22 protein-coding genes are annotated in these 20,399 nt (G+C 67.1%); 17 read left to right on the forward strand and 5 right to left on the reverse strand.

Annotation, left to right across the window (positions count from 1 at the left end; translation table 11 throughout):
* The first annotated feature begins 4 nt into the window (after positions 1–4).
* The gene (locus TSH20_RS26655; RefSeq protein ID WP_109157443.1) at positions 5–604 is read left to right on the forward strand and encodes a DUF533 domain-containing protein; all 600 of its coding nucleotides are present in this window, start codon (positions 5–7) and stop codon (positions 602–604) included.
* A 12-nt stretch (positions 605–616) separates the two neighbouring features.
* Here TSH20_RS26655 and TSH20_RS26660 read toward each other — a convergent pair whose 3' ends face one another.
* A complete protein-coding gene (locus TSH20_RS26660) occupies positions 617–1,048 on the reverse strand; it encodes a CBS domain-containing protein (RefSeq protein ID WP_247871649.1) in 432 nt (143 codons plus the stop codon).
* Between the two features lie 80 nt (positions 1,049–1,128).
* The gene (locus TSH20_RS26665) at positions 1,129–2,895 is read right to left on the reverse strand and encodes an SLC13 family permease (RefSeq protein WP_109157442.1); all 1,767 of its coding nucleotides are present in this window, start codon (positions 2,893–2,895) and stop codon (positions 1,129–1,131) included.
* Between the two features lie 285 nt (positions 2,896–3,180).
* Here TSH20_RS26665 and TSH20_RS26670 point away from each other — a divergent pair, with 285 nt between their 5' ends.
* Positions 3,181–3,498, forward strand: a complete 318-nt coding sequence (locus tag TSH20_RS26670; RefSeq protein WP_109157441.1) for a hypothetical protein — start codon at positions 3,181–3,183, stop codon at positions 3,496–3,498.
* 130 nt (positions 3,499–3,628) lie between these two features.
* On the opposite strand, the gene TSH20_RS26675 is transcribed toward TSH20_RS26670, so the two are convergent.
* Positions 3,629–4,522, reverse strand: coding sequence for a LysR family transcriptional regulator (locus TSH20_RS26675; protein WP_109157440.1), 894 nt, complete (start codon positions 4,520–4,522; stop codon positions 3,629–3,631).
* 183 nt (positions 4,523–4,705) lie between these two features.
* Between TSH20_RS26675 and TSH20_RS26680 the strand changes: the two genes are divergently transcribed.
* From TSH20_RS26680 to TSH20_RS26695, 4 genes are all read left to right on the forward strand, one after another.
* Entirely contained in the window at positions 4,706–4,918 is a 213-nt protein-coding gene (locus TSH20_RS26680) for a 4-oxalocrotonate tautomerase family protein (RefSeq protein WP_109157439.1), read from the forward strand.
* A 47-nt stretch (positions 4,919–4,965) separates the two neighbouring features.
* Positions 4,966–5,706 (forward strand): SDR family oxidoreductase, encoded by a 741-nt coding sequence (locus TSH20_RS26685; protein WP_109157438.1) that lies wholly within the window; start codon positions 4,966–4,968, stop codon positions 5,704–5,706.
* Between the two features lie 13 nt (positions 5,707–5,719).
* Positions 5,720–6,625 carry an SDR family oxidoreductase gene (locus tag TSH20_RS26690; protein ID WP_109157437.1) on the forward strand — a complete coding sequence of 302 codons (906 nt, stop codon included), beginning with the start codon at positions 5,720–5,722 and terminating at the stop codon, positions 6,623–6,625.
* Positions 6,626–6,918: 293 nt separating this feature from the next.
* Positions 6,919–7,326 (forward strand): hypothetical protein, encoded by a 408-nt coding sequence (locus tag TSH20_RS26695; RefSeq protein WP_109157436.1) that lies wholly within the window; start codon positions 6,919–6,921, stop codon positions 7,324–7,326.
* Between the two features lie 70 nt (positions 7,327–7,396).
* Here TSH20_RS26695 and TSH20_RS35100 read toward each other — a convergent pair whose 3' ends face one another.
* On the reverse strand, positions 7,397–7,564 hold the full coding sequence (locus TSH20_RS35100; RefSeq protein WP_158282066.1) for a hypothetical protein: 168 nt from the start codon (positions 7,562–7,564) through the stop codon (positions 7,397–7,399).
* A gap of 286 nt (positions 7,565–7,850) precedes the next feature.
* On the opposite strand from TSH20_RS35100, the gene TSH20_RS26705 reads away from it, so the two are divergent.
* The 11 genes from TSH20_RS26705 (at position 7,851) to TSH20_RS26755 (ending at position 17,860) form a co-directional block, all read left to right on the forward strand.
* The gene (locus TSH20_RS26705; protein ID WP_247871648.1) at positions 7,851–8,546 is read left to right on the forward strand and encodes a flagellar hook capping FlgD N-terminal domain-containing protein; all 696 of its coding nucleotides are present in this window, start codon (positions 7,851–7,853) and stop codon (positions 8,544–8,546) included.
* A gap of 35 nt (positions 8,547–8,581) precedes the next feature.
* On the forward strand, positions 8,582–9,892 hold the full coding sequence (flgE, locus tag TSH20_RS26710) for a flagellar hook protein FlgE (RefSeq protein WP_109157434.1): 1,311 nt from the start codon (positions 8,582–8,584) through the stop codon (positions 9,890–9,892).
* Positions 9,893–9,896: 4 nt separating this feature from the next.
* On the forward strand, positions 9,897–10,154 hold the full coding sequence (locus TSH20_RS26715) for a hypothetical protein (protein ID WP_109157433.1): 258 nt from the start codon (positions 9,897–9,899) through the stop codon (positions 10,152–10,154).
* Positions 10,155–10,375: 221 nt separating this feature from the next.
* Entirely contained in the window at positions 10,376–10,924 is a 549-nt protein-coding gene (locus tag TSH20_RS26720; protein WP_109493002.1) for a hypothetical protein, read from the forward strand.
* Between the two features lie 29 nt (positions 10,925–10,953).
* Positions 10,954–12,696 carry a flagellar hook-associated protein FlgK gene (flgK, locus tag TSH20_RS26725; protein ID WP_109156885.1) on the forward strand — a complete coding sequence of 581 codons (1,743 nt, stop codon included), beginning with the start codon at positions 10,954–10,956 and terminating at the stop codon, positions 12,694–12,696.
* Between the two features lie 11 nt (positions 12,697–12,707).
* On the forward strand, positions 12,708–13,613 hold the full coding sequence (locus TSH20_RS26730; protein WP_109156884.1) for a flagellin: 906 nt from the start codon (positions 12,708–12,710) through the stop codon (positions 13,611–13,613).
* A 121-nt stretch (positions 13,614–13,734) separates the two neighbouring features.
* Positions 13,735–14,559: a flagellin gene (locus TSH20_RS26735; protein WP_109156883.1), complete on the forward strand. Its 825-nt coding sequence runs from the start codon at positions 13,735–13,737 to the stop codon at positions 14,557–14,559.
* Between the two features lie 177 nt (positions 14,560–14,736).
* Entirely contained in the window at positions 14,737–16,419 is a 1,683-nt protein-coding gene (gene fliD, locus TSH20_RS26740) for a flagellar filament capping protein FliD (RefSeq protein WP_109156882.1), read from the forward strand.
* 38 nt (positions 16,420–16,457) lie between these two features.
* Positions 16,458–16,937, forward strand: a complete 480-nt coding sequence (locus TSH20_RS26745) for a flagellar protein FliS (protein WP_109156881.1) — start codon at positions 16,458–16,460, stop codon at positions 16,935–16,937.
* Between the two features lie 34 nt (positions 16,938–16,971).
* Positions 16,972–17,592 carry an RNA polymerase sigma factor gene (locus TSH20_RS26750; protein WP_247874544.1) on the forward strand — a complete coding sequence of 207 codons (621 nt, stop codon included), beginning with the start codon at positions 16,972–16,974 and terminating at the stop codon, positions 17,590–17,592.
* Positions 17,582–17,860 carry a hypothetical protein gene (locus TSH20_RS26755; protein WP_109156879.1) on the forward strand — a complete coding sequence of 93 codons (279 nt, stop codon included), beginning with the start codon at positions 17,582–17,584 and terminating at the stop codon, positions 17,858–17,860. The genes TSH20_RS26750 and TSH20_RS26755 overlap by 11 nt, the downstream gene beginning before the upstream one ends.
* A 5-nt stretch (positions 17,861–17,865) precedes the next feature.
* Here TSH20_RS26755 and TSH20_RS26760 read toward each other — a convergent pair whose 3' ends face one another.
* A complete protein-coding gene (locus tag TSH20_RS26760; RefSeq protein WP_247871487.1) occupies positions 17,866–20,187 on the reverse strand; it encodes a tetratricopeptide repeat protein in 2,322 nt (773 codons plus the stop codon).
* Between the last annotated feature and the right edge of the window lie 212 nt (positions 20,188–20,399).

Genomic DNA, 20,399 nt, shown 5'->3' on the forward strand with positions numbered 1-20,399 from the left:
CAGGATGACCCAAGCCAAGCCAAGCCTGCCCAAGCCGAGCCTGCTGACGCGGCTGTTCGGCGGCGCGCCGAATGCGCCCGCGCCGGCTGCGGCCCCCGTATCCGTCGTACCGCCGGAAACCGGCGGGGCGAAGCCGCGCCTGGGACACGAGCCGGTGCTGCACACCATGCTGGCCCGCCAGATTCTGGACGCCCATCTGCGCAACCGCCACCAGCTTCTCGACCGCGCGCCGACGGACTTCCGCAGCTTCGACGCGGAGGAAACCGATCTGCTGGTCCGCGCCATGGCCGCCGCCGCCCACGCCGACGGCGAACTGGACGCGACGGAGCGCGGCCGGATCCGCAGCAGGCTCAACACCAGCAGCCTTGACGAAGTGGACCGCGACCGCCTGCAACAGCAGGTCGAGCAGCCGCAATGCCTGGAGGAACTGATCCGCCGGATCGACGGCCCGCGGATGGCCGCGCGCTTCTATGCCGTGTCACTGGCGACGGTGGACAAGCACGCGCCGATCAACCGCTCCTACCTGCGCTATCTCGCCCAGCGCCTGGGCCTTCCCGCCGATCTGGTGGTCCGGCTGAACCGGCAGATGGGACTGCGGCTGTAGGGCCGCCGTCCCTCACACGTCCTGCCCGCTGGCGCTGAGTTCGCCCAGCGCATCGCGGATCGTGCCGGTGTCCAGCAGCAGCCGGCGCGAAATGTCGCTCAGCGTCAGCCAGCCGACCACCTGCCCGCCCTCATCCAGAACCGGCAGGCGCCGCACGTGATAGGCGCCCATGATGTCCATGGCCGTGGCCAGCGTGTCGGTGTCGCGGCAGGTGAACAGCGCGCTCGACATCACATCGCGCACCCGCACCCGCGTGTTGTCGCCGCCCTCCGCCACCACGCGGAACAGGATGTCGCGGTCGGTCAGGATCCCCACGAGATCGTCGGCCGAGCCGACCGGCAGGGCGCCGACGTCCAGTTCCCCCATCAGCGTCGCGGCGTCCTGCACGGTGGCGTCCGGCGAGATGAACTCCAGCGCTTTCGCCATGATCTCGGAAACCTGCACGGTCGTCTTCCTCGTTGTTCCGGTTTGGGGAACGGAGCCCCCGTCCTGGTGTTCCTCGTTCTCTTGATCCCTGCCATCGCTCAGCCGCTCAGCGGCCAGAACGTGACGATCAGCCAAGTGCCCAGCGTCAGGATGATCAGCGACAGCGGCACGCCCAGCCGCGGATAATCGCCGAACCGGTAGCCGCCAGGCCCCATCACCAGCGTGTTGCACTGGTGGCCGATCGGCGTCAGGAAATCGCTGCCGGCGCCGACCGCCACCGCCATCAGGAACGGATCGGGACTCAGCCCCAGTTGCTGCGCCACCCCGGCCCCGATGGGCGCCATCACCAGCACCGTCGCGGCATTGTTCAGGAAGGGCGTCACCGCCATCGCAGCCGCCATGATCAGCGTCACGCAGGCGACCGCCGGCAGCCCGCGCGCCGCATCGGCCAGCAGGGTGGAGATCACCTGCGTCGCGCCGGTGCTCTCCAGCGTGCCGCTGACCGGGATCAAGGCGGCGAGCAGGATGATGATCGGCCACTCCACCGCGTGATAGGCATCCTCGACGCTCAGCACGCCGGTGACGACCATCGCCGCCGCAGCCGCCAGGAAGGTCACCGCCAGCGGCGCCAGATGAAATCCGAGCACCAGCATCGTGATGACGAGGATCCCGACCGGCACCCAGACCGGCCGGCGCTGGCCGATCTGCAGACGGCGTTCCGCCAGCGGGATCAGGCCGGCATCGGCCAGCGCATCGGGATAGCGCTCCGCCGGCACCTGCAGCAGCAGCAGGTCGCCCTCCCGGAACATGACATGGTGCAGGCGCCGGGCGATCCGCTTGCCGGTCCGGCTGACCGCCAGCAGGCTGACGCCGAAGCGGCGCCGCAAATCCAGGTTCCGGTCGGAATGACCGGCCAGCGGCGAGTCCGGCGTCACCACCGCCTCAACCGCCAGCAGTTCGCCCTCCACCCCCTCAAGGATGCCCAGCGGCTCCAGCGACGCCCCCTGGACAAGGCGCTGCAGGGCCGGGGCGTCGCCCTCCAGCACCAGCACGTCGTCGGCCAGCAGGGTCCAATGCCGGTCCGGCACATAGCGGCGGAAACGCTCGCGGATCAGGCCGATCACCTGCGCCTCGCCCTCCGCCAGCGCCTCGACGTCGGCGACGGTGCGGCCGACGAAGGATGATCCGGCCGGCAGCCTCATCTCGCTGGCGTAATTCTCGACGGCGAAGGTCTCCTCGGCCGAACGCGCGCCGCTGCGGTCCTGGGGCAGCAGGCGCCAGCCGACCATCAGGAACAGCAGCCCGACCACCGTGATGCCCAGCCCGACCGGCAGATAGTCGAACATCGAGAAGGGCTGTCCGACGATTTCCGTCCGCACGCGGGAGACGATGATGTTGGGGGAGGTGCCGACCAGCGTCATCAGCCCGCCCATCAGCGAGGCGAAGGCCATCGGCATCAGCACCCGGTGCGCGCCCGTCCGGTGCCGCCGCGCCAGCTGCATGGTGATCGGCAGGAAGATGGCGAGCGCGCCGATGTTCTTCATCAGCGCCGACATGAAGGCCACCGATCCGCACAGGAAGGCGATCTGCCGCGTCGGCGTGCTGAGCTTCGCCGCTACCGGCCGCACCAGCGCGTCGATCACGCCGGACCGGGCGATGCCGGCGCTGACGATCAGCGCGGAGGCGATGATGATGACGATGTCGTCGGCAAAGCCGGAAAACGCCTCCTTCGCCGGGACCAGCCCCAGGAACACGCCGGCCAGCAGGGCCAGCACCGCAACCACATCGAAACGCAGCCTGTTCCAGATCAGCATCGCCACCACGATGCCCACCAGCGCGAAGGCCATGAACTGCTGAAGGGTCATCGGGTGTCCATGTGTTGATGTCGCCCGCTTGTAACCCCGCGGCATCCCGCTGGTTCCCGCAGCGTCCGCGCTTGGGTTTTGAAGCGGTGATCTACGTCCTCCCCAACCGCCAGTTTCACCACGGTTCCACAGAAGACCTCATTTCCCGGACCGAATGCCGGGAACCCGGGCTGCCTTATCGAGTTGTACTGGACAGGTCTTGCGGGCGGTCGCCGCAGCCAGCTTTTCAAATCGGTCTTCCTGAGGACTTCAGGATTTCCCGGAACATTTGGACGGAGTGAACACATGCGACGCATTCTCATCCTTGCTGCCGCCGCCGTGCCCCTGATGCTTGCGGGCTGTGCTTCCGAAAACAGCAGCAGCTATGGAACCTCCGGCAGCACGGGCGCCAGCCAACAGACGGTCTCGCCGAATGAGCCCGGCATGGGCCAGAGCCAGACCCGCAAGTCGCTGAACGATTCCAGCCGGGCCGGATCCGGGGCCAGCGGCATGGCCTATGACAACAACGAGACGGTTTCGCCGAACGAGCCCGGCATGGGCCAGAGCCAGACCCGCAAGTCGCTGCCGAACACCGCCGGGAACTCCTCCTCCTCGTCCTGGTAAGGACGGACAGCGAAAGTCCTTGTAAGGACGGACAGCGAACGTCCTGGTAAGGGCGGGCTTCCCCAGCACGAAAAGCGCCCCCGCACCGCTGCGGGGGCTTTTTTCTTGCCCGCAGGGCGGCCAGTCCGTTCTAGCCACGCGGATCGTCGAACACCTCCGACAACCAGTCGATGAAAACTCTTATCCGCGAAGACAGATGGCGGTTCTGCGGATAGACCACCGACACCGGCATCGGTGGGGGCGGGAAGGCTTCCAAGACCGGGACCAGTTGCCCGGCGGCGATCTGGTGCTCAACGCGATAGCGCGGGACCTGTATCAACCCCAAGCCCGCAACCGCCGACGCCGTGTAGATCTCCGCCCCGCGGACGACGACGTCGTAAGGCAGCCGGACCTCCCAGTCCCGTTCCCGCGTCTTGAACTCCATCGGATAGGATTGCCCGGTCGCCGAGGCGGCATAGCCGACCATCCGGTGGCCGTCGAGATCGTCCGGCGTCGACGGGGTGCCATGACGGTCGAGATAGGCGGGACTGGCCAGGGTCAGTTGCTCGAACACCGTGATGCGGCGCCCGATCAGGGAAGAGTCGGACAGATCGCCCGCCCGCACGACACAATCGACGCCCTCGGTGATGAGGTCCACCATCCGGTCGCCTTCGCTGAGGTTCAGTGAAATTCCCGGATAGCGCGCGATGAACGCAGGCAGCGCCGGCAGGATGAAGAACCGCGCGATGGTTCCCTGCATGTCCACGCGGAGCGGCCCCCTGGGCTCGGCGTTCCTGAAGACGCTCTGCATCTCGTCGAGATCGGCGAGGAGCCGAAGGCAGCGCTCATGGTAGAGCGAGCCGTCGAGCGTCGTCCGGACAGTCCGTGTCGTCCGTTCCAGCAGCCGGACGCCGAGATCCGCTTCAAGGCGCTGAATCGCATGGGTGGCGGTCGGACGCGGAACCTGCAGGTCCCGTGCGGCCTGAGCGAAGCTCCCACGTTCGACGATCCTGACGAACAGACGCATGACATCGATGCGATCCATGACTGGCCCAAGCGATTGTTAGCTCCGGTGAAATGGTGATGTCTAATTTGCCGGTCTACCCCGGATTTTCAAAACGGACGATTTTCGTTCCCGAGAGCAGCGGCTGAACAGGGCGCAAATGCCGAACCGGCATCCGGCCCGACCGGCAGCTCATCAATCGATCATCCGACTGGAGCGAAGACCATGCCGTTCGTCAATTTCAAGGTTCCCGAGGCCGCGCTGAGCCGTGCGCAGAAGGAAGAGATCGTCCATCGCACCACGGCGATGCTTGTCGAGTATTTCTCGGAGGCTGCCCGCCCGCACACCATGGTCCTGATCGAAGAGGTCAAGGACGGCGGCTATGCCCGTGCCGACGAGGTGTTCGTCATTCCGGACGCCTATCGGGCGAAGGATTGAAAGCGGCCGGACACCACCACGCGCACCAGGATAGAGGGAGCAGGACAATGACGTCATCAACGAACCGGGTGGCGATCGTCACCGGAGCATCCCGCGGCATCGGAGCCGCCATTGCCCGGCGGCTGGCGAGTGACGGCCTTGCGGTCGTCGTCAACTATGCCGGCAGCGCCGGCGCCGCCGGCACGCTGGTCGAAGAGATCGAGGCGGCCGGTGGCCGGGCCATTCCGGTCCAGGCCGACGTCAGCGACCCGGCGGCGGTGAAGCGGATGTTCGATGCCGCCGAGGCGGCCTATGGCGGCGTGGACGTGCTGGTGAACAATGCCGGCATCATGACGCTGGCGCCCATCGCGCAGATGGACGACGCCGCCTTCGACCGGATCATCGCGATCAACCTCAAGGGGACGTTCAACGGGCTGCGCGAGGCGGCGAACCGGCTGCGTGACGGCGGCCGGATCGTGAATTTCTCCACGAGTGTCGTGGGTCTCTATCAGCCGAGCTACGGGGTCTATGCGGCCACGAAGGCGGCGGTCGAAGCCCTGACGCACATCCTGGCGAAGGAGCTGGGTCCGCGGGGGATCACCGTCAACGCGGTCGCACCCGGCCCGATCGCCACCGAGCTTTTCTTCCAGGGCAAGGATCAGGCCACGCTTGATCGCATCCGGCAGATGATCCCGCTCGGCCGTCTGGGCGAGGTCGACGACATCGCCCGCGTGGTTTCCCTGCTCGTCGGACCGGATGGCGGGTGGATCAACGGTCAGACCCTGCGGGCGAACGGCGGCGTGGTCTGAGGGAGCGGACGGCATGACACAGGTCATTCTCATCACCGGCGCATCGAGCGGCTTCGGCCGCCTGATGGCCAACGCCCTGGCCGCGTCGGGGCATATCGTCTACGCGTCGATGCGCGGGCTGAGCGGCAGGAATGCGGATCAGGCCGCCGAGGTCGCGGCCTATGCGCGGGACCGCAAGGTGGATTTGCGGACGGTCGAACTCGACGTGCAGTCCGACGCATCGGCGCGATCGGCCGTCGAGACCATCATCGCGGAGCATGGCCGGCTCGACGTCCTGATCCACAATGCCGGGCATATGGTGTGGGGGCCGAGCGAGGCATTCACACCCGAACAGCTCGCCGCGCTTTACGACGTGAACGTGCTCGGCACCCAGCGCGTCAACCGGGCCGCCCTGCCGCACATGCGCAAGGCACGGCGGGGATTGGTGGTGTGGATCGGCAGCAGCAGTGCCGCCGGCGGTGTCCCGCCGATGCTCGGCCCCTACTTCGCGGCCAAGGCCGGCATGGACGCCCTGGCGGTCTGCTACGCGCGCGAACTGGCCCCATTCGGCATCGAGACATCGATCATCGTTCCCGGCGCCTTCACCAGGGGAACAAACCACTTCGCCCATGCGGGCGCCCCCGACGATAAGGCCCTTGCGGCGGACTACGAGGCGGGTCTGCCCTCGGGTTTCGCGGACGGGATGCTGAAGGCGCTCGCCGCGACCGTGCCGGAAACCGCGGATCCCAAGCAGGTCGCCGACACCGTCGTCGGTGTGGTGAATGCGCCGTTCGGCAAGAGGCCGTTCCGCGTGGTGGTTGATCCGGCCAACGACGGTTCGGCGGTCGCCTACGCGGTGATCGACCGGGTGCGTGCGGAATTCCTGCATCGCGTCGGCTTCGCCGATCTGATGCACCCCAATGACTTCGGCGCCTCCTGAAATGTTGTCGGCCAGGGCCAGCCGGTCGATCCGATCCGTATCGACCGGCTGGCCCTGGAGCACGGCGACGACGCCGATGAAAGAACGGACGGCGGCCCACTATTCCAAATACGGGTCATTGACGCATCCTGCGACTTCGACCCCGGGCAGTATCTCAGTCGAGATCCGATATTTTAAAATATCCGCCCGCCTGATCCAAAGGTTATGGACGGTTTTTCCATGGACAGCATTTGAGTGCTCTGACATCGTTCGAATACGAACCTTCACGGGGACGGTGATTGGAGACAAGAGCAATGAAAACCTCATCCACAAGTTTCAGGGCGGCCTGCCTGTTCGCACTTGCCGGTATCGGCATGGGGATTGGAATGGCCGCATCGCAGGACCACAGCCTGATGCCGGCCCATGCCCACCTCAACCTGCTGGGCTGGGTGTCGCTCTTCCTGTTCGGCGTCTATTACCGGCTGCATCCGGCGTTGGAGACCAGCCGTCTGGCGATGACGCAGATCGTCGTCTGGTGCGTCGGCACGGCCTTCCTGACCGTCGCCGTCGCCGCCCTGCATCTCGGCTATACCGCGTTCGAGCCGGTCGCCGCGGTCAGCGCGCTGTTGCTGCTGGGCGCGCTCGGGCTCTTCACCCTGCTGGTTTTCCGCTCCGGCAAGCAGACGCAGGCCGCAACGCCGGCGCTGACGGCCGCGGAGTAATCCGCACCGCCAGTGCCTTCTTGGGGCGAGCGATCTGAGGGCGGGCCAGTCGGGGACGAGCAAGCCGGCGTTAGACCGGATGTCCCGGATTGGGAGCCTTCTCGAAGCGCTCGCCCTCGGCGGCCTTCTTGTTTTCCTCGGTCGTGCGCGGCACCGCGCCGCCGCCTTCGCCGGGTGCGGCCGGATCTCGATCCGTGCGCCGGTCCTGTTCCTGATTCCGCTCTTTCGTGCCGGACATGGACGGCTCCCTGGGACAGTTGAGGATACAATCCCCAACCGGCAAAGCGTGATGCCGGTTCCGGCCCTCCACCGCAGATGGCCGCCATGGCCCGCCGGGGCCCTTTTCCTGTCCACCGCATTTTTTTGAAAAAATCCGCGCCAGCTTTCGCCGGCCGTTCCGTGGATAGCCACAGAACGAACGGGGCGGCGCCAGCCCGCCGCCCATCCCGAAGAGCCATCGGCCTGAACCGCCGCGAAATCCCGCCCGGATTCCGCGAACGGGCCGCGATTGGGTGGAGAAGGCGATGCTGGTCGATTCTGTCAGCTCTACATCCGCGACGACCACGACGAGCAGTTCGGCGTCGAGCAGTTCGTCCGCCTCGCTGGTCGACAATTACCAGTCCTTCCTGACCCTGCTGCTGAAGCAGCTGGAGGTGCAGGACCCGACCAACCCGGTGGACGCCAGCACCTATACCACCCAGCTGGTCCAGCTCGCCTCGCTGGAACAGCAGATGTCGATCGGCGACAAGCTCGACACGCTGACCAGCACGGTGTCCGACCTCAGCAGCTCGCTCTCCACCGCGCTCGGGTCCGGCAGCAGCGCCGTCAACTACTACGGCCACACCGTCGAGGCCGAAGGCTCCACCACGCCGTTGCAGGACGGCGAGGCGACCTGGGAATACGACCTCGAGTCCGCCGCGTCCTCGGTCAAGCTGACCATCACCGATTCCGACGGCAACACCGTCTACAGCGACGTCAGCTCCTCCACCGCCGCCGGCACGCACGAAGTGACCTGGGACGGCATCGGCACCGACGGCAAGAGCTACAGCAGCGGCACCTACACCCTGTCGGTGACCGCGCTCGACGCCAGCGGCAATGCCATCGACACCACCACCCGCTTCAAGGGCACCGTGACCGCGGTCGACAGCTCCAGCGGTACGGCGGTGCTGACTGTCGGCGGCGTCAGCCTGTCGGCCGACAAGGTGCTGACACTCTCCTGACCCTCTCCCGGACAATTCGAAAGACAGGTGCCGCCATGAGCCTCACCAGCGCGATGTACAGCGCCACGTCCGGGCTGACCGCCCAGAGCAAGGCGCTCGCCAGCATCTCCAGCAATATCGCCAATTCCAGCACCACCGGCTTCAAGGGCACGGTGACGGAGTTCACCTCCTACATCAACAAGACCACCACGGTGGACGAGCAGGTCGGCGGCGTCATCGCGTCCAACACCCGCAGCGTCAGCCGCCAGGGCGAAATCCAGTCGTCGGCGACCACCACCAACATGGCCGTCAACGGCGACGGATTCTTCGTGGTGTCGGACGAGACAACGGACGGCGGCACCTATTTCACCCGCAACGGCTCCTTCTCCACCGATTCCAACGGCAATCTGGTCAATTCGGAGGGCTATTACCTCTACGGGTGGGCGGTCGGCGACGACGGCACCGTCAAGGCCGGCAACAAGACCTCGACCGACAGCCTGGAGGCGATCAACCTCACCAGCATCAAGGGCACGCCCAAGGCGACCTCGACGCTGGACATCGAGGCCAATCTGCCCTCCGACGCCGAGACCGGCGACAGCTTCACCACCGACGTCGAGCTGTTCGACGCGCTGGGCAACAGCCATTCGGTGACGATGACCTGGAGCAAGACGGCCGATAACACATGGTCGCTCAGCGCATCGGACCCGACCAGCTCCGCCGACGGCACCACCACCACCGGCACGATCTCCGGCTTCCCGATCTCCATCACCTTCAACAGCGACGGCTCGCTGGCCGGCGCCACCCAGACCGACAGCAGCGGCACCACGACCAGCGTCGATCCGTCGGCCATCAGCTTTTCGGTCGGCGGCTGGACCACCGGCGCCAGCGATAGCAGCGTGTCGATGAATCTCGGCAGCGCCGACAGCACGACCGGGCTGACGCAGTATGCGTCGGGCGAGGACACCGCCGCCATCGGCGACTGGACGGCCACCGGAGACGGCTATGAACCCGGCACGCTGACCGGCACCACCATCGACAGCAGCGGTGTGGTCCGCGCCACCTTCGACAATGGCGAGACGCGGGCGATCTACCAGATTCCCATCGCGACCTTCGCCAACGCCGACGGGTTGGAGAGCGAGAGCGGAACCACCTTCACCCAGACCTACGAATCCGGCAATTACCAGCTGCGCACTGCCGGCGACGGCGCCGCCGGCGAGATCGAGGCGAGTTCGCTGGAAAGCTCCACGGTGGAACTGACCGACGAGTTCAGCCGCATGATCGTCGCCCAGCAGGCCTATTCCGCCGCATCCAAGGTGATGACGACGGCGCAGGACATGCTGGACACGCTGATTTCGATGAAGCGGTGACGCCATGACCGCCGCACCGGACGACGGGTTCGCCCGCGCCGAAGCCCTGCTGCTGGACCATCGGCGGCTGGTGGTGCAGGCGCGGGCCTTGCTGGCGCGCCCGACCACGCGGGCCGAACGGCTGGCGATGGCCGACGACCTGATCGCACTGATCGACGGCCTCGATTTGGAGAAGCGCGCACTTGGAGCGCGGATCCACCGCGGACGGGTCGCGAATGCTGCGATGAGCGCCTATGGGCGGGCGATGGCGGCACGGCGGTGAGCCGTTGGGCGGATGGGCGTCGGCTTCGAATACCCCCACCCTGACCCTCCCCCGCTGGGCGGGGGAGGGAACTGCCGCCGTTTCGCATAAGGCACCCTCTCCCGCAAAGCGGGGGAGGGTCGGGGAGGGGGCAATCGAAGCCGACACTCCCCCAAAAATTCCCCGCCAGCTTTCCCCCCATCCGCCGTGGAACCAGACATCCAACACCCGGAGCTATCGCCATGGCGCTCAAGCAGACCCTGCGCAAGCCGGCCCCGCCGAAGCCCGTCCTGACCAAGGCGCAGGCGCCCACCCACCCCGCCGAACCCGCCTCCCCCACCATCGTCCTCCGCGTCGACGCGGTGGAGGTGCTGGAGGCCTTCGTCGCCGAACTGGACCGCAGCGCGGCGCGTGCCGAGGCTGCCGTGCGCGAGGGACGGCCGCGCGACGCGCTGCTGGCGGCCGGCGACATGCAGACTCTGCTGCGGACCTGGAAGGACCGTTTGGACGATGCGCTGGCGCAGACCCGCAGCAAGCGCGTCGCCCCCACCGTGCGCGGCGCCGCGAAGGCCGCCGCCGACCGCGTGCTGCCGTCGCTGGCCGCCCGCATGCGGGAGATCGAGGCGCAGATCATGGTGCACCGCGCCCGCCAGAACGCCATCGGCGCCGCCCTGCGCGCCGCGTCAACCGCGCCGGCCGGCGTCTATGGCGTCGCCTATGGCGCTGCGGGGCGCTACGGCGCACGCGTGGCGACGCGCACCACCGGCCATGTCGTCGGCCTGACGGCCTGACGGCAGGCAACACAGGGGAGGAAACCGCCATGTCGCTTCGCGTCGCCGGTTCAATCGCCACGTCGGCGCTGCGCACGTCCGAGGTCGGGATCGCCGTCGCCTCCTCCAACGTCGCCAATGCCGACACCGACGGCTACACCCGCAAGACCGCCTCCAATGTCACGCGCAGCACCGGCACCAACATCTCCAGCGTCGACGTCACCGCCGTCAGCAGCAACGTCGACCGCTATCTGCTGAAGACCCTGGTCGCGGCGCAATCGGACCTCGGCTACGCCGACACCCGCAACAGCTATCTCGACCAGATGCAGTCCACCTTCGGCAGCGTCAGCGACGACGACAGCGGCGGCACCGACATCGGTTCGATGATCGACGCGCTGGCCGACACGCTGGGCACGCTCGCCACCTCCCCCGAAAGCGAGAGCGCCAAGGCCGCCACCGTGCAGGACCTCTCGGATCTGGCGGAGTCGCTGCGCAGCACCTCCTCATCCATCCAATCGCTGCGCGCCCAGGCGGACGACGGGATCGCCAGCACGGTCGACAGCATCAACGAGACGCTGAACAGCATCGATTCCCTGAACGACCAGATCGTCAAGGGCAAGGCGCTGGGCCAGAACGTCACCGACCTGGAAGACCAGCGCAACACCGCGCTGAAGAGCCTGGCGACCAACATCGACTTGACCTATCAGGTCGACGACAGCGGGCTGATGCGCATCTCCACCGCGTCGGGCAAGTCGCTGCTCGACAGCAAGGTGCATGAACTGTCCTACACGCCGGCCGCCTCGGTCAGCGCCAGAACGGTCTACAGCGCCAGCGGCAGCAGTGGATTTGCCGGCATCATGCTGAACGGCACCGACGTCACCGGCTCCTCGCTGGGTGGAACGCTGGGTGCCCTGGTGCAGTTGCGCGACACCGACCTGCCAGCACAGCAGGCGAGCCTGGACGAACTGGCGACCACCCTGATGGATACGCTGAACGCCATCCAGAACCAGGGCACCTCCTACCCCGCCCCGCAAAGCCTGACCGGCACCGAGACCGTCTCGGCCAGCGACGCGCTGAAGGTGACCGGCGGAACGCTGCGCGTCGCCGTCACCGACAGCAGCGGCACGGCGGCGGAGGTCCTCGACATCGACCTGGCGACCATGTCGACGCTGCAGGATGTGGTCGACGCCATCAACACGATGAGCAATGCGTCCGCCTCGATCTCCGCCGACGGCAAGCTGGTGATATCCGCCACCGATTCCAGCAACGGCATCGCGCTCGGCGGCGATAACGGCGCCTTCTCCGATACCTACGGCATGAACGACCTGCTGACCGGCACCGGCGCCTCCGACATCAAGGTCACGACCCGCATCGCCAGCGACAGCAGCCTGCTCGCGACCGGCGCCCTGTCCTCCACCAGCGGGCTGACCGCCGGCGACACGGTGCTGACCAGCGGCGGGGGATCGGTGGCGCAGGCGCTGTCGGCGGCCTTTTCCACCAGCTACGACCTCGATGCCGCCGGTGGTTTGAGCGCCCGCAGCACGACCTTCGCCGGCTATGCCGGCGCGGTGATCCAGGGGGCGGCGACGCTCGCCGACACGGCGTCCGCCGCCTACGACAGCCAGAACAGCTACACCAGCAGCCTCGAATCGACCTTCTCGTCGCGGAGCGGCGTGAATGTCGACGAGGAGACCGCCGCGATCTCCACCCTGCAATCCGCCTACGAGGCCGCAGCCGCGGTCATGAAGACGCTGCAGGAGATGTTCAGCACGGCGCTCGACATGGTCCAGTAGAGGAGACCGCGATGGAACGGGTCGCGACCTACAACCATCAGAACACGCTCGTCCAATACATGATGAAGGCCGAGGCCAAGGTGGCCGCGGAACAGGTCCGCTCGGCGTCGGGGCTGAACTCCACCGACTACAAGGGCATCGCGTCGGACAGCGGCCGGCTGGTCAACCTCGAAAGCCATTACCGCCGGCTCGAACAGTATATCGACGAGGGCGAGGTCGTGAACGGCCGCATCCAGTCGATGTACGACGCCGTCGGCGGCATGTCGGACCTGACCTCCCGCCTCAGCGCGCTGATCACCGGCCTACAGGGCGACAACGCGGCCGGCGTCGAAGGCGTGGTGGCGGAATCGGCCCAGCTGATGCAGGAATTCGGCGGGCTGCTGAACACCCAGCAGGACGGCCGCTATCTTTTCGCCGGCGGACGCACCGACCAGCAGGCGGTCGACCTCGACAGCTACACCGCCGCGACCTACCCGTCGAGCGCCGACACCGGCTATTACCAGGGAGATTCCACCGTCGCCCACTTCCAGGCAGCCGACGACTTCGTGCTGTCCTATGGCGTCACCGCCGATCAGCCGGCTTTTGAAAAGGCCCTGCGCGCCTTCAGCCTGATCGCCAACATGTCGACCGACCCTGTGGACGACGATCTTCTGGCCGAGGCGACGCAGCTCGCCTCCGACGCCACCGACGGCCTGTCGATCGTGCAGGCCAAGCTGGGTGCCGCCAGCTCCTCGCTGGAGAACACCATCGACCGCCATGTCGACGAACAGCTGGTGCTGCAAACCCAGGTGGAGGACATCCGCAGCGTCGATCTGGCGGAATCCACCACCAGACTGTCGCAGCTCCAGGCCTCGCTGGAGGCGACCATGAGCCTGATGAAGATCCTCGAAGAGGACAACCTGTCCAAATACCTGTGACCGCAGGAGCGGCGAAAAAAAGCGCCAACCCGATCGAAAAATCCCGCCAGCTTTCGCCGCTTGCCCCGTGAGTCCCAGTGAGGGTCGCCGAAACGGCCCGGTTCGATCAGGAGACCACATCATGCCCGTCATCTCGACCAACACGGCTTCCAATTCGGCCCTTCGCTACCTGAACATCAACTCGACCAACCAGTCGGATTCGGTCTCGAAGATCGCCAGCGGTTCGCGCATCACCAAGGCGTCGGACGACGCCGCCGGCCTCGCCGTCGGCACCTCGCTGCAGTCGGACATCACGGTGCTGAACCAGGCGGCCACCAACGCCTCGCATGGGTCGTCGATCCTGCAGACCGCCGACGGCGGCATGTCCAGCATTTCCGACATCGTGCAGCGCATGCGCTCGCTGGCCACGCAATCGCTGTCCGGCTCGGTCACCGACAACGAGCGTTCCTATCTCGACGCCGAGTTCCAGCAGCTGCAGGACGAAATCGACGGCATCGCGTCGGGCACCCGCTTCAACGACGAATCGCTGCTCGATGGTTCGACCAACTGGGCGTCGGGAGTGAACTTCCGCGTCGGCACCACCTCGAACGACAACATCACCGTGCAGATCGCCGGCGTCACCACGACAGGGCTGGGCATCAACGCGCTTGATGTCGGCACATCGGCCACCGCGGCCGCAGCGCTGACGGCGCTGGACACCGCGGTGACCACCCTGTCGGACGCCCGCGCCGACGTCGGAGCACTGATCTCGCGCTTCGAATTCCGCAGCGACATGATCGACACGACCATCGAGAACACCGAGGCCGCGCAGTCCGCCATCATGGACGTCGACGTGGCCGAGGAGCAGTCGAAACTGTCGTCGGAAAAAGTCCTGACCCAGGCCGCCATCGCGGTGCTGTCCCAAGCGAACTCGATGCCGGAGAATTTGCTCTCCCTTCTCCGCTGACGGTTCGTAGGGCCGCTGGCGGGGGCGCGCGTCCCGCACAGCCTCACACACTCGTGGGGCGCGTCGCCGGCGGCCGTTTTCCTCTCGTCATCAGCGCCATGGAATTCACGGTCATGACCTCTTCACGACCGTGCCATCCGCCGCCCGCCGGGCGGCTGGAGCCGGGAGAGTTCTGCAATGACAACGGTCAGCTCCACCACGTCCAGCACGGCCGCGAGCACCGGCTATTCCGCCCTGTCTTCCAGCGATTCGGGCACCGGCATCGATTATGCCACCCTGATCGAGGCGAAGGTCAATGAGAGGCTGGCGAAGGCCGACCGGATCGACACCAAGATCACGGCGAACGAGGCGAAGATCACCGCCTACACCGACCTGCAGGACAAACTGCAGGCGGTCAACGACGCCATCGACGGGCTGCGCAACCGCAGCGTTTCCACCGGCGCGTCCTCCAACCTGTTCGGGCAGCGGACCGCATATGTCGGCGACGACGACGTGTTCAGCGCCACGGTGGACGACGATACGGAGGTCGGCACCTATTCGGTCGTGGTGCAGCAGCTCGCCACCAAGCACAAGATCGCGGCGGACGCCGTCGGCAGCAAGACCGATGCGCTGGGCTATTCCGGCAGCTTTACGCTCCAGGCGGCCGACGGCAGCGCCGTCACCATCGCGATGGAGAGCGACGACAGCCTGACCGACCTGCGCGACGCCATCAACGCCAACAAATCCACCAGCGGCGTCACCGCCAGCATCGTGCAGGTCAGCGACAGCAGCTATCAGCTGATCCTGACCTCCAACAACACGGGCGAGGCCATTTCGCTGACCGACGGCGGCGACGGCGTCCTGTCGTCGCTCGGCCTGACCGACAGCGACGGCACCATCAAGAACGAGCTGGTCGCGGTGCAGGATGCGATCGTCGAGATCGACGGCGTCACCATCACCCGCGCTTCCAACACCATCGACGACGCCATCGAAGGCGTGACGCTGAACCTCTACAGCGCCAGCCCCGACACGGCGATCTCGATGGAGGTGTCGACCGATCTGTCCTCGATCAAGTCGGCGATCACCAGCTTCGTCGACGCCTACAACGAATACCGCGACTTCGTGCTGACGCAGCAGGCGACGACCAGCGACGGCACGGCGTCCAGCGACGCGACGCTGTTTTCCGACAGCCTGCTGCGGCAGATCGTCAGGTCGGTGAACAGCGCCCTCAACACGTCGATCACCACCGATGACGGCACGGTGCTGTCGATGGCTTCTCTCGGCATCAGTTTCAACAGTTCCAACGAGCTGGAACTGGACGAGGACACGCTGAACAGCATCCTCAGCAGCAACATCGACTCGGTCCAGCAGTTGCTCGGCCTCAACATGACGAGTTCGTCCAGCCAGATGTCGTTGCTGCGCTACACCAACAGTGCTTCGGCTTTGTCCTTCACGCTGGACATCGTGCGCGGCGACGACGGGAACCTGACCTCTGCATCGGTCGACGGCGACAGCAGCCTGTTCACCGTCAGCGGCAACCGCATCATCGGTGCGACCGGCACCGCCTATGAAGGCATCGTTCTGGTCTATTCCGGCAACAGCGGCAGCGTCGACATCGATTTCTCGCAAGGGCTGGCCGACAAGCTGTTCGGCGTCATCGACGATGCGTCGGCGGAGTACGACAGCGACCTCGCGACTGCCATCGACGATCTGGAAACCCGCGACAGCGAGCTGGAAAGCCGGTCCTCCGACATCAAGACCAAGGCCGAGACCTACCGCAGCACCCTGACCGCCTATTACGCGAAGCTGGAGGCGGCGGCCGAGACGGCGGCCCTTCTGCTGAAACAGCTGACCTACAGCGACAGCAGCAGCGACAGCTGACAGCGGTCACGGTCCTTCAATGATGAGGATTTGGCGCCATGCGTAATTCCGCCTATTCGAAAGCCCTGAATGCCTACGCCGTCGCCAACAGCGCGGTGCCGCCGCTGGTCGCCGTGGTGCGGCTGTACGAGCGGGCGATGACCCATCTGTATGCCGCCCGCGACGCCGCCGCGGACCGCCGGTTCGAAGCGCACCACACTGCGATCCGAAATGCGGTCATGGTGTTCGCAGGCCTTGATTCCATTCTGGTTTTCGACAAAAATAAGGATGTCGCGCTGACGCTTCGGCGGTTCTACCACCGGCTGATCGTGCAGGCGGGCGCCGCCGCCAGCCGGAAGGATCCGGTTGCGGCCTGTGACTCGCTCATCCGCCAGACGTCCTTCATGCTGAAGGCCTGGCAGGCCATCGCCGCAGAACGCGGCGGGCCATCCACTGTCGTCGGTGCGCCGGCCAAAGGGTCGCATGCATCCGTCGTCGGGAGAACGATGGATCATGCAAATGGCGGACTCTCGGCTTGACCTTCTGCGGGAGGAGTCCAGCGTCGGGCGCTCCATGTCCGGGGACCTGAGCCGGGGTCCCGCCTCCGGCGTCATCATGCCTGCGGACGAGGACGGCGACGAAGCGCTGATGGCGCAAATCCGCGCCGGCAGCCAGACGGCTTATCGGCGGCTGGTGCATCGCCACCTGAAACGCACCTATGCCCTGGCCCGCCGCCTGACCGGCAACGAGGCGGAGGCCGAGGATGTCGTGCAGGACGCCTTCCTCCAGGTCTGGCAGCGCCGCACCCAATGGAGCGACGACGGCGGCGCCCGGTTCACGACGTGGCTTTACCGCGTGGTGGTGAACCGCTGCATCGACCACAAGCGCCGGCCGGTCGGCCAGGATCTGGAAACCGTGGCGGAGCCGTCGGACAGCGCCCCCGACGCGGTCAGCACCATCCACCGCCGGCAGGTCGCCGCGCGCCTTTTGGATGCCCAGAACAGGCTGACCCCGCAGCAGCGCGCCGCCGTGACGCTGTTTTATTACGAGAATTTAAGCAACGCCGACATCGCCGCCGTTATGCAAATCAGCGTCGGTGCTGTAGAGTCGCTTTTGAAACGCGCGCGCCAGCAACTCCGGCTGCTGCTGCGCGCCAGTGCGCAGGCGGCCAGGGATTCCTTCGATGACGGATGAGGAGTTTCGCGATCGGCTCGATCGCTACGGAGGCGACCTCTCCCTCTGGCCAGCCGATGCGGCCAGGGACGCGCGGCGCCTTCTTCTGCGTTCGGTCAAGGCGCAGGCGATGCTGGATGAAATGGTGACGATGGAACTGGCGCTCGGGCAATCGGAAGACCGCCCGCCCCCGGACCTTGCCGACCGCATCTTCGCCGCCGCCTTCCGCCTGCCGCCGTCCAACCGGAGCTTCGACGAGGATGGCGATCAGCCGCCGCGGCTGATGTAGGCCGGTCAGCCCCCCGCCACCCGCCGCAATTCCGTCGCGATCCGCTCCAGCGCCTGTTCAAGCCCCTGCCCGCCCAGCGGCTGGAACAGGCGCATCGAGGGGTACCAGGGCCGCCCGGCGGTGCCGAGCTGCGTCCAATCCCGGTGACCGAAGCGCCAGACCGGCACTCCCAGCGCACCGGCCAGCTCCGCCACCGAATTGGCCGGCGCGATGACGAGGTCGAGCGCCGACACCAGCGCCGCCGTCTCCTCGAAATCGTCGCGCAGGTCCAGCCCTGTCCAGCCATAGATCGGCTGCCCGAACCGCCGTTCCGCCGCCAGGATTTCACGCTGGCAGTCGTCATACTGCAGGTTCACGAAGGTGACGCCGGGCACCGCGAAGAGTGGTCCCCAGGCATCCAGCGGCAGATAGGCGCTGCGGCGGTCGGCGGTCATCACCTGGCTGCGCCAGCTGATGCCGACCCGCAGATCGTCGCCCGCGCCATCCAGCCGCTCGCGCCAGTCGGCGACGCGGCTGCCGTCGGCGAACAGCCAGCAGGACCGTGCCGGAAAATTCGACAGCCGCTCGCGCAGCAGGCGCGGGACCGAGCCGGCCGGGATGTGATAGTCGCAATCGACCGTCTCCGCCTCCATCAGCCCGCAGGGCGGCTGTTCGGCACGCACCGTCGCCTTCGGGAAGGAGCGGGCGAACAGCGGCACCAGCCGGCGTTCGCATTCGATCACCACCCGCCCGGCCATCCTGATCAGGTCGGGATAGCAGGAGGCGAACAGGAACTCGTCCCCCACCCCCTGCTCGCGCCAGACGAACAGGCGCTTGCCGTCCAGCGGCTCGCCCGTCCATTCGGGGATGGTGAAGCGCCGCTCCGGCCGCACGCGCCCGGCCTTGAAGCGGAAGGCGTAGTCGGCCCAGCCGGCGCTCAGTGCGCCGCGTTCCAGCGACAGCAGGCCGCGGTTGAAGCGGGCCAGCGCATGGCCGGGCGCCGCGGCGACGGCGCGCTCGAACCAGCGGCCGGCGTCGGCCCGCCCCTGGCGTTGCTCCGCCAGCCCCAGGGTGCAGAGCGGGTCGGCCAGCGACGGCGCCAGCGCCAGCGCCCTGCGGCAGGCGACGTCGGCCTCGACCGGGCTCTGGGCACCGTTCAGCGCATAGGCCAGCACGGCATGCAGCGGCGCATGGCCGGGCATCAGCCGGATGGCACGGCGCACCTGCACCACCGCCGGCCCAAAGGCTTCGCGGTCCGACAGGTCGGCGCCGAGATTCCCCAGCGCATCGGCGAAGGCGGGGTGCAGCGCCAGCGCGCGTTTCCAGCAATGCTCGGCTTCCCCCCGCCGCCCCTGGGCCTTGCAGGCGTTGCCCAGATTGTTCCATGCCTCCGCCCGGCCGGGCTCGCGGGCGATGGCGCGACGCTGCCACCGCTCCGCACCGCCATGGTCCCCGAGCGCCGAGTCCGCCAATCCCAGGTTGACGAGCGCCGGAACATGGCACGGGTCGAGCACCAGCGCGGTGCGGAACCGCGACCGCGCCTCCTGATGGCGGCCCTGCGCATGCAGCAGCAGGCCCAGATTGTTGCGGGTCTCGGCATGGCCGGGCTCGCGGCGCAGAGCCTCGACATAGGCGCCTTCAGCCTCGCCGAACCGGCCCAGCCCCTGAAGCGTGGCGCCCAGATTGGCCCAGACCGATCCGTTGTCGGCGCCCAACCCGATGGCGTCCCGATAAGCGGCGGCAGCCTCCGCCATCGCACCCCAACGGCGCAGCGCGTTGGCCAGCACGACGCGGGTGGCGCCATCCTGCGGCCGCAGCTTTGCCGCCATACGGTAGCAGCCGATGGCAGGTCCGGCCTGCCGCAGGTCCTCCAGCGCGCGGCCCATGCCGAGCCGCGGTTCGGCCGCGTTCGGCACCAGACGCGCCGCAGCGCGGTAGCAGCGCAATGCCACGACCGGCCGCCCCTGCCGCCCGGCGATGGAGCCCAGCAGGCACAGCGCGGCGGCATCGTCGGGATTGACGGCGAGAGCCCGGCGGGCGCTGGCGAGTGCGGCCGCCACGCGCCCCTCCTCCATCAACGCCTGTCCGAGCGCCAGATGGTAGGAGCCGACCAGCGCATTGGACCGCGCCGCGGTGTCGAACAGCCGGGTGGCGTCGGTCCTGCGCCCGTCCTGATAGGCGATGTGGCCCAGCAGATGGGCGGCATCGCCATGGGTCGGGTCGATTCGCAGGATCTCGCGGCAAAACCGCTCCGCCCGTTCGCTCTGTCCGGCATTGTGATGCTGGACCGCAAGACGCAGCAATCCGTCGGTACGCCGTGTCGCGTTCCCGTCCATGGTCGTCGCCATTCCGTCAATGAACCCGTCGGCGGCATCGGGCCGCGCTTGTTCGTTGTACGGCGGCGGCAGGGAACTCCTGCGCCGGACGGCGCCGGGCGGTCCCCACCATCACGCGGGGTCACGGAAGGGCTTCGGGCGTTCCGGCCGAAATAGACCGTTTCGGTTCCGGTATAAGTTGGGCAGGATTGAAACAGGATTTTGCCCGAACAAGAGGAACAGGC

It is taken from the genome of Azospirillum sp. TSH20 (assembly GCF_003115935.1).
In the GTDB taxonomy this organism is placed as follows: domain Bacteria; phylum Pseudomonadota; class Alphaproteobacteria; order Azospirillales; family Azospirillaceae; genus Azospirillum.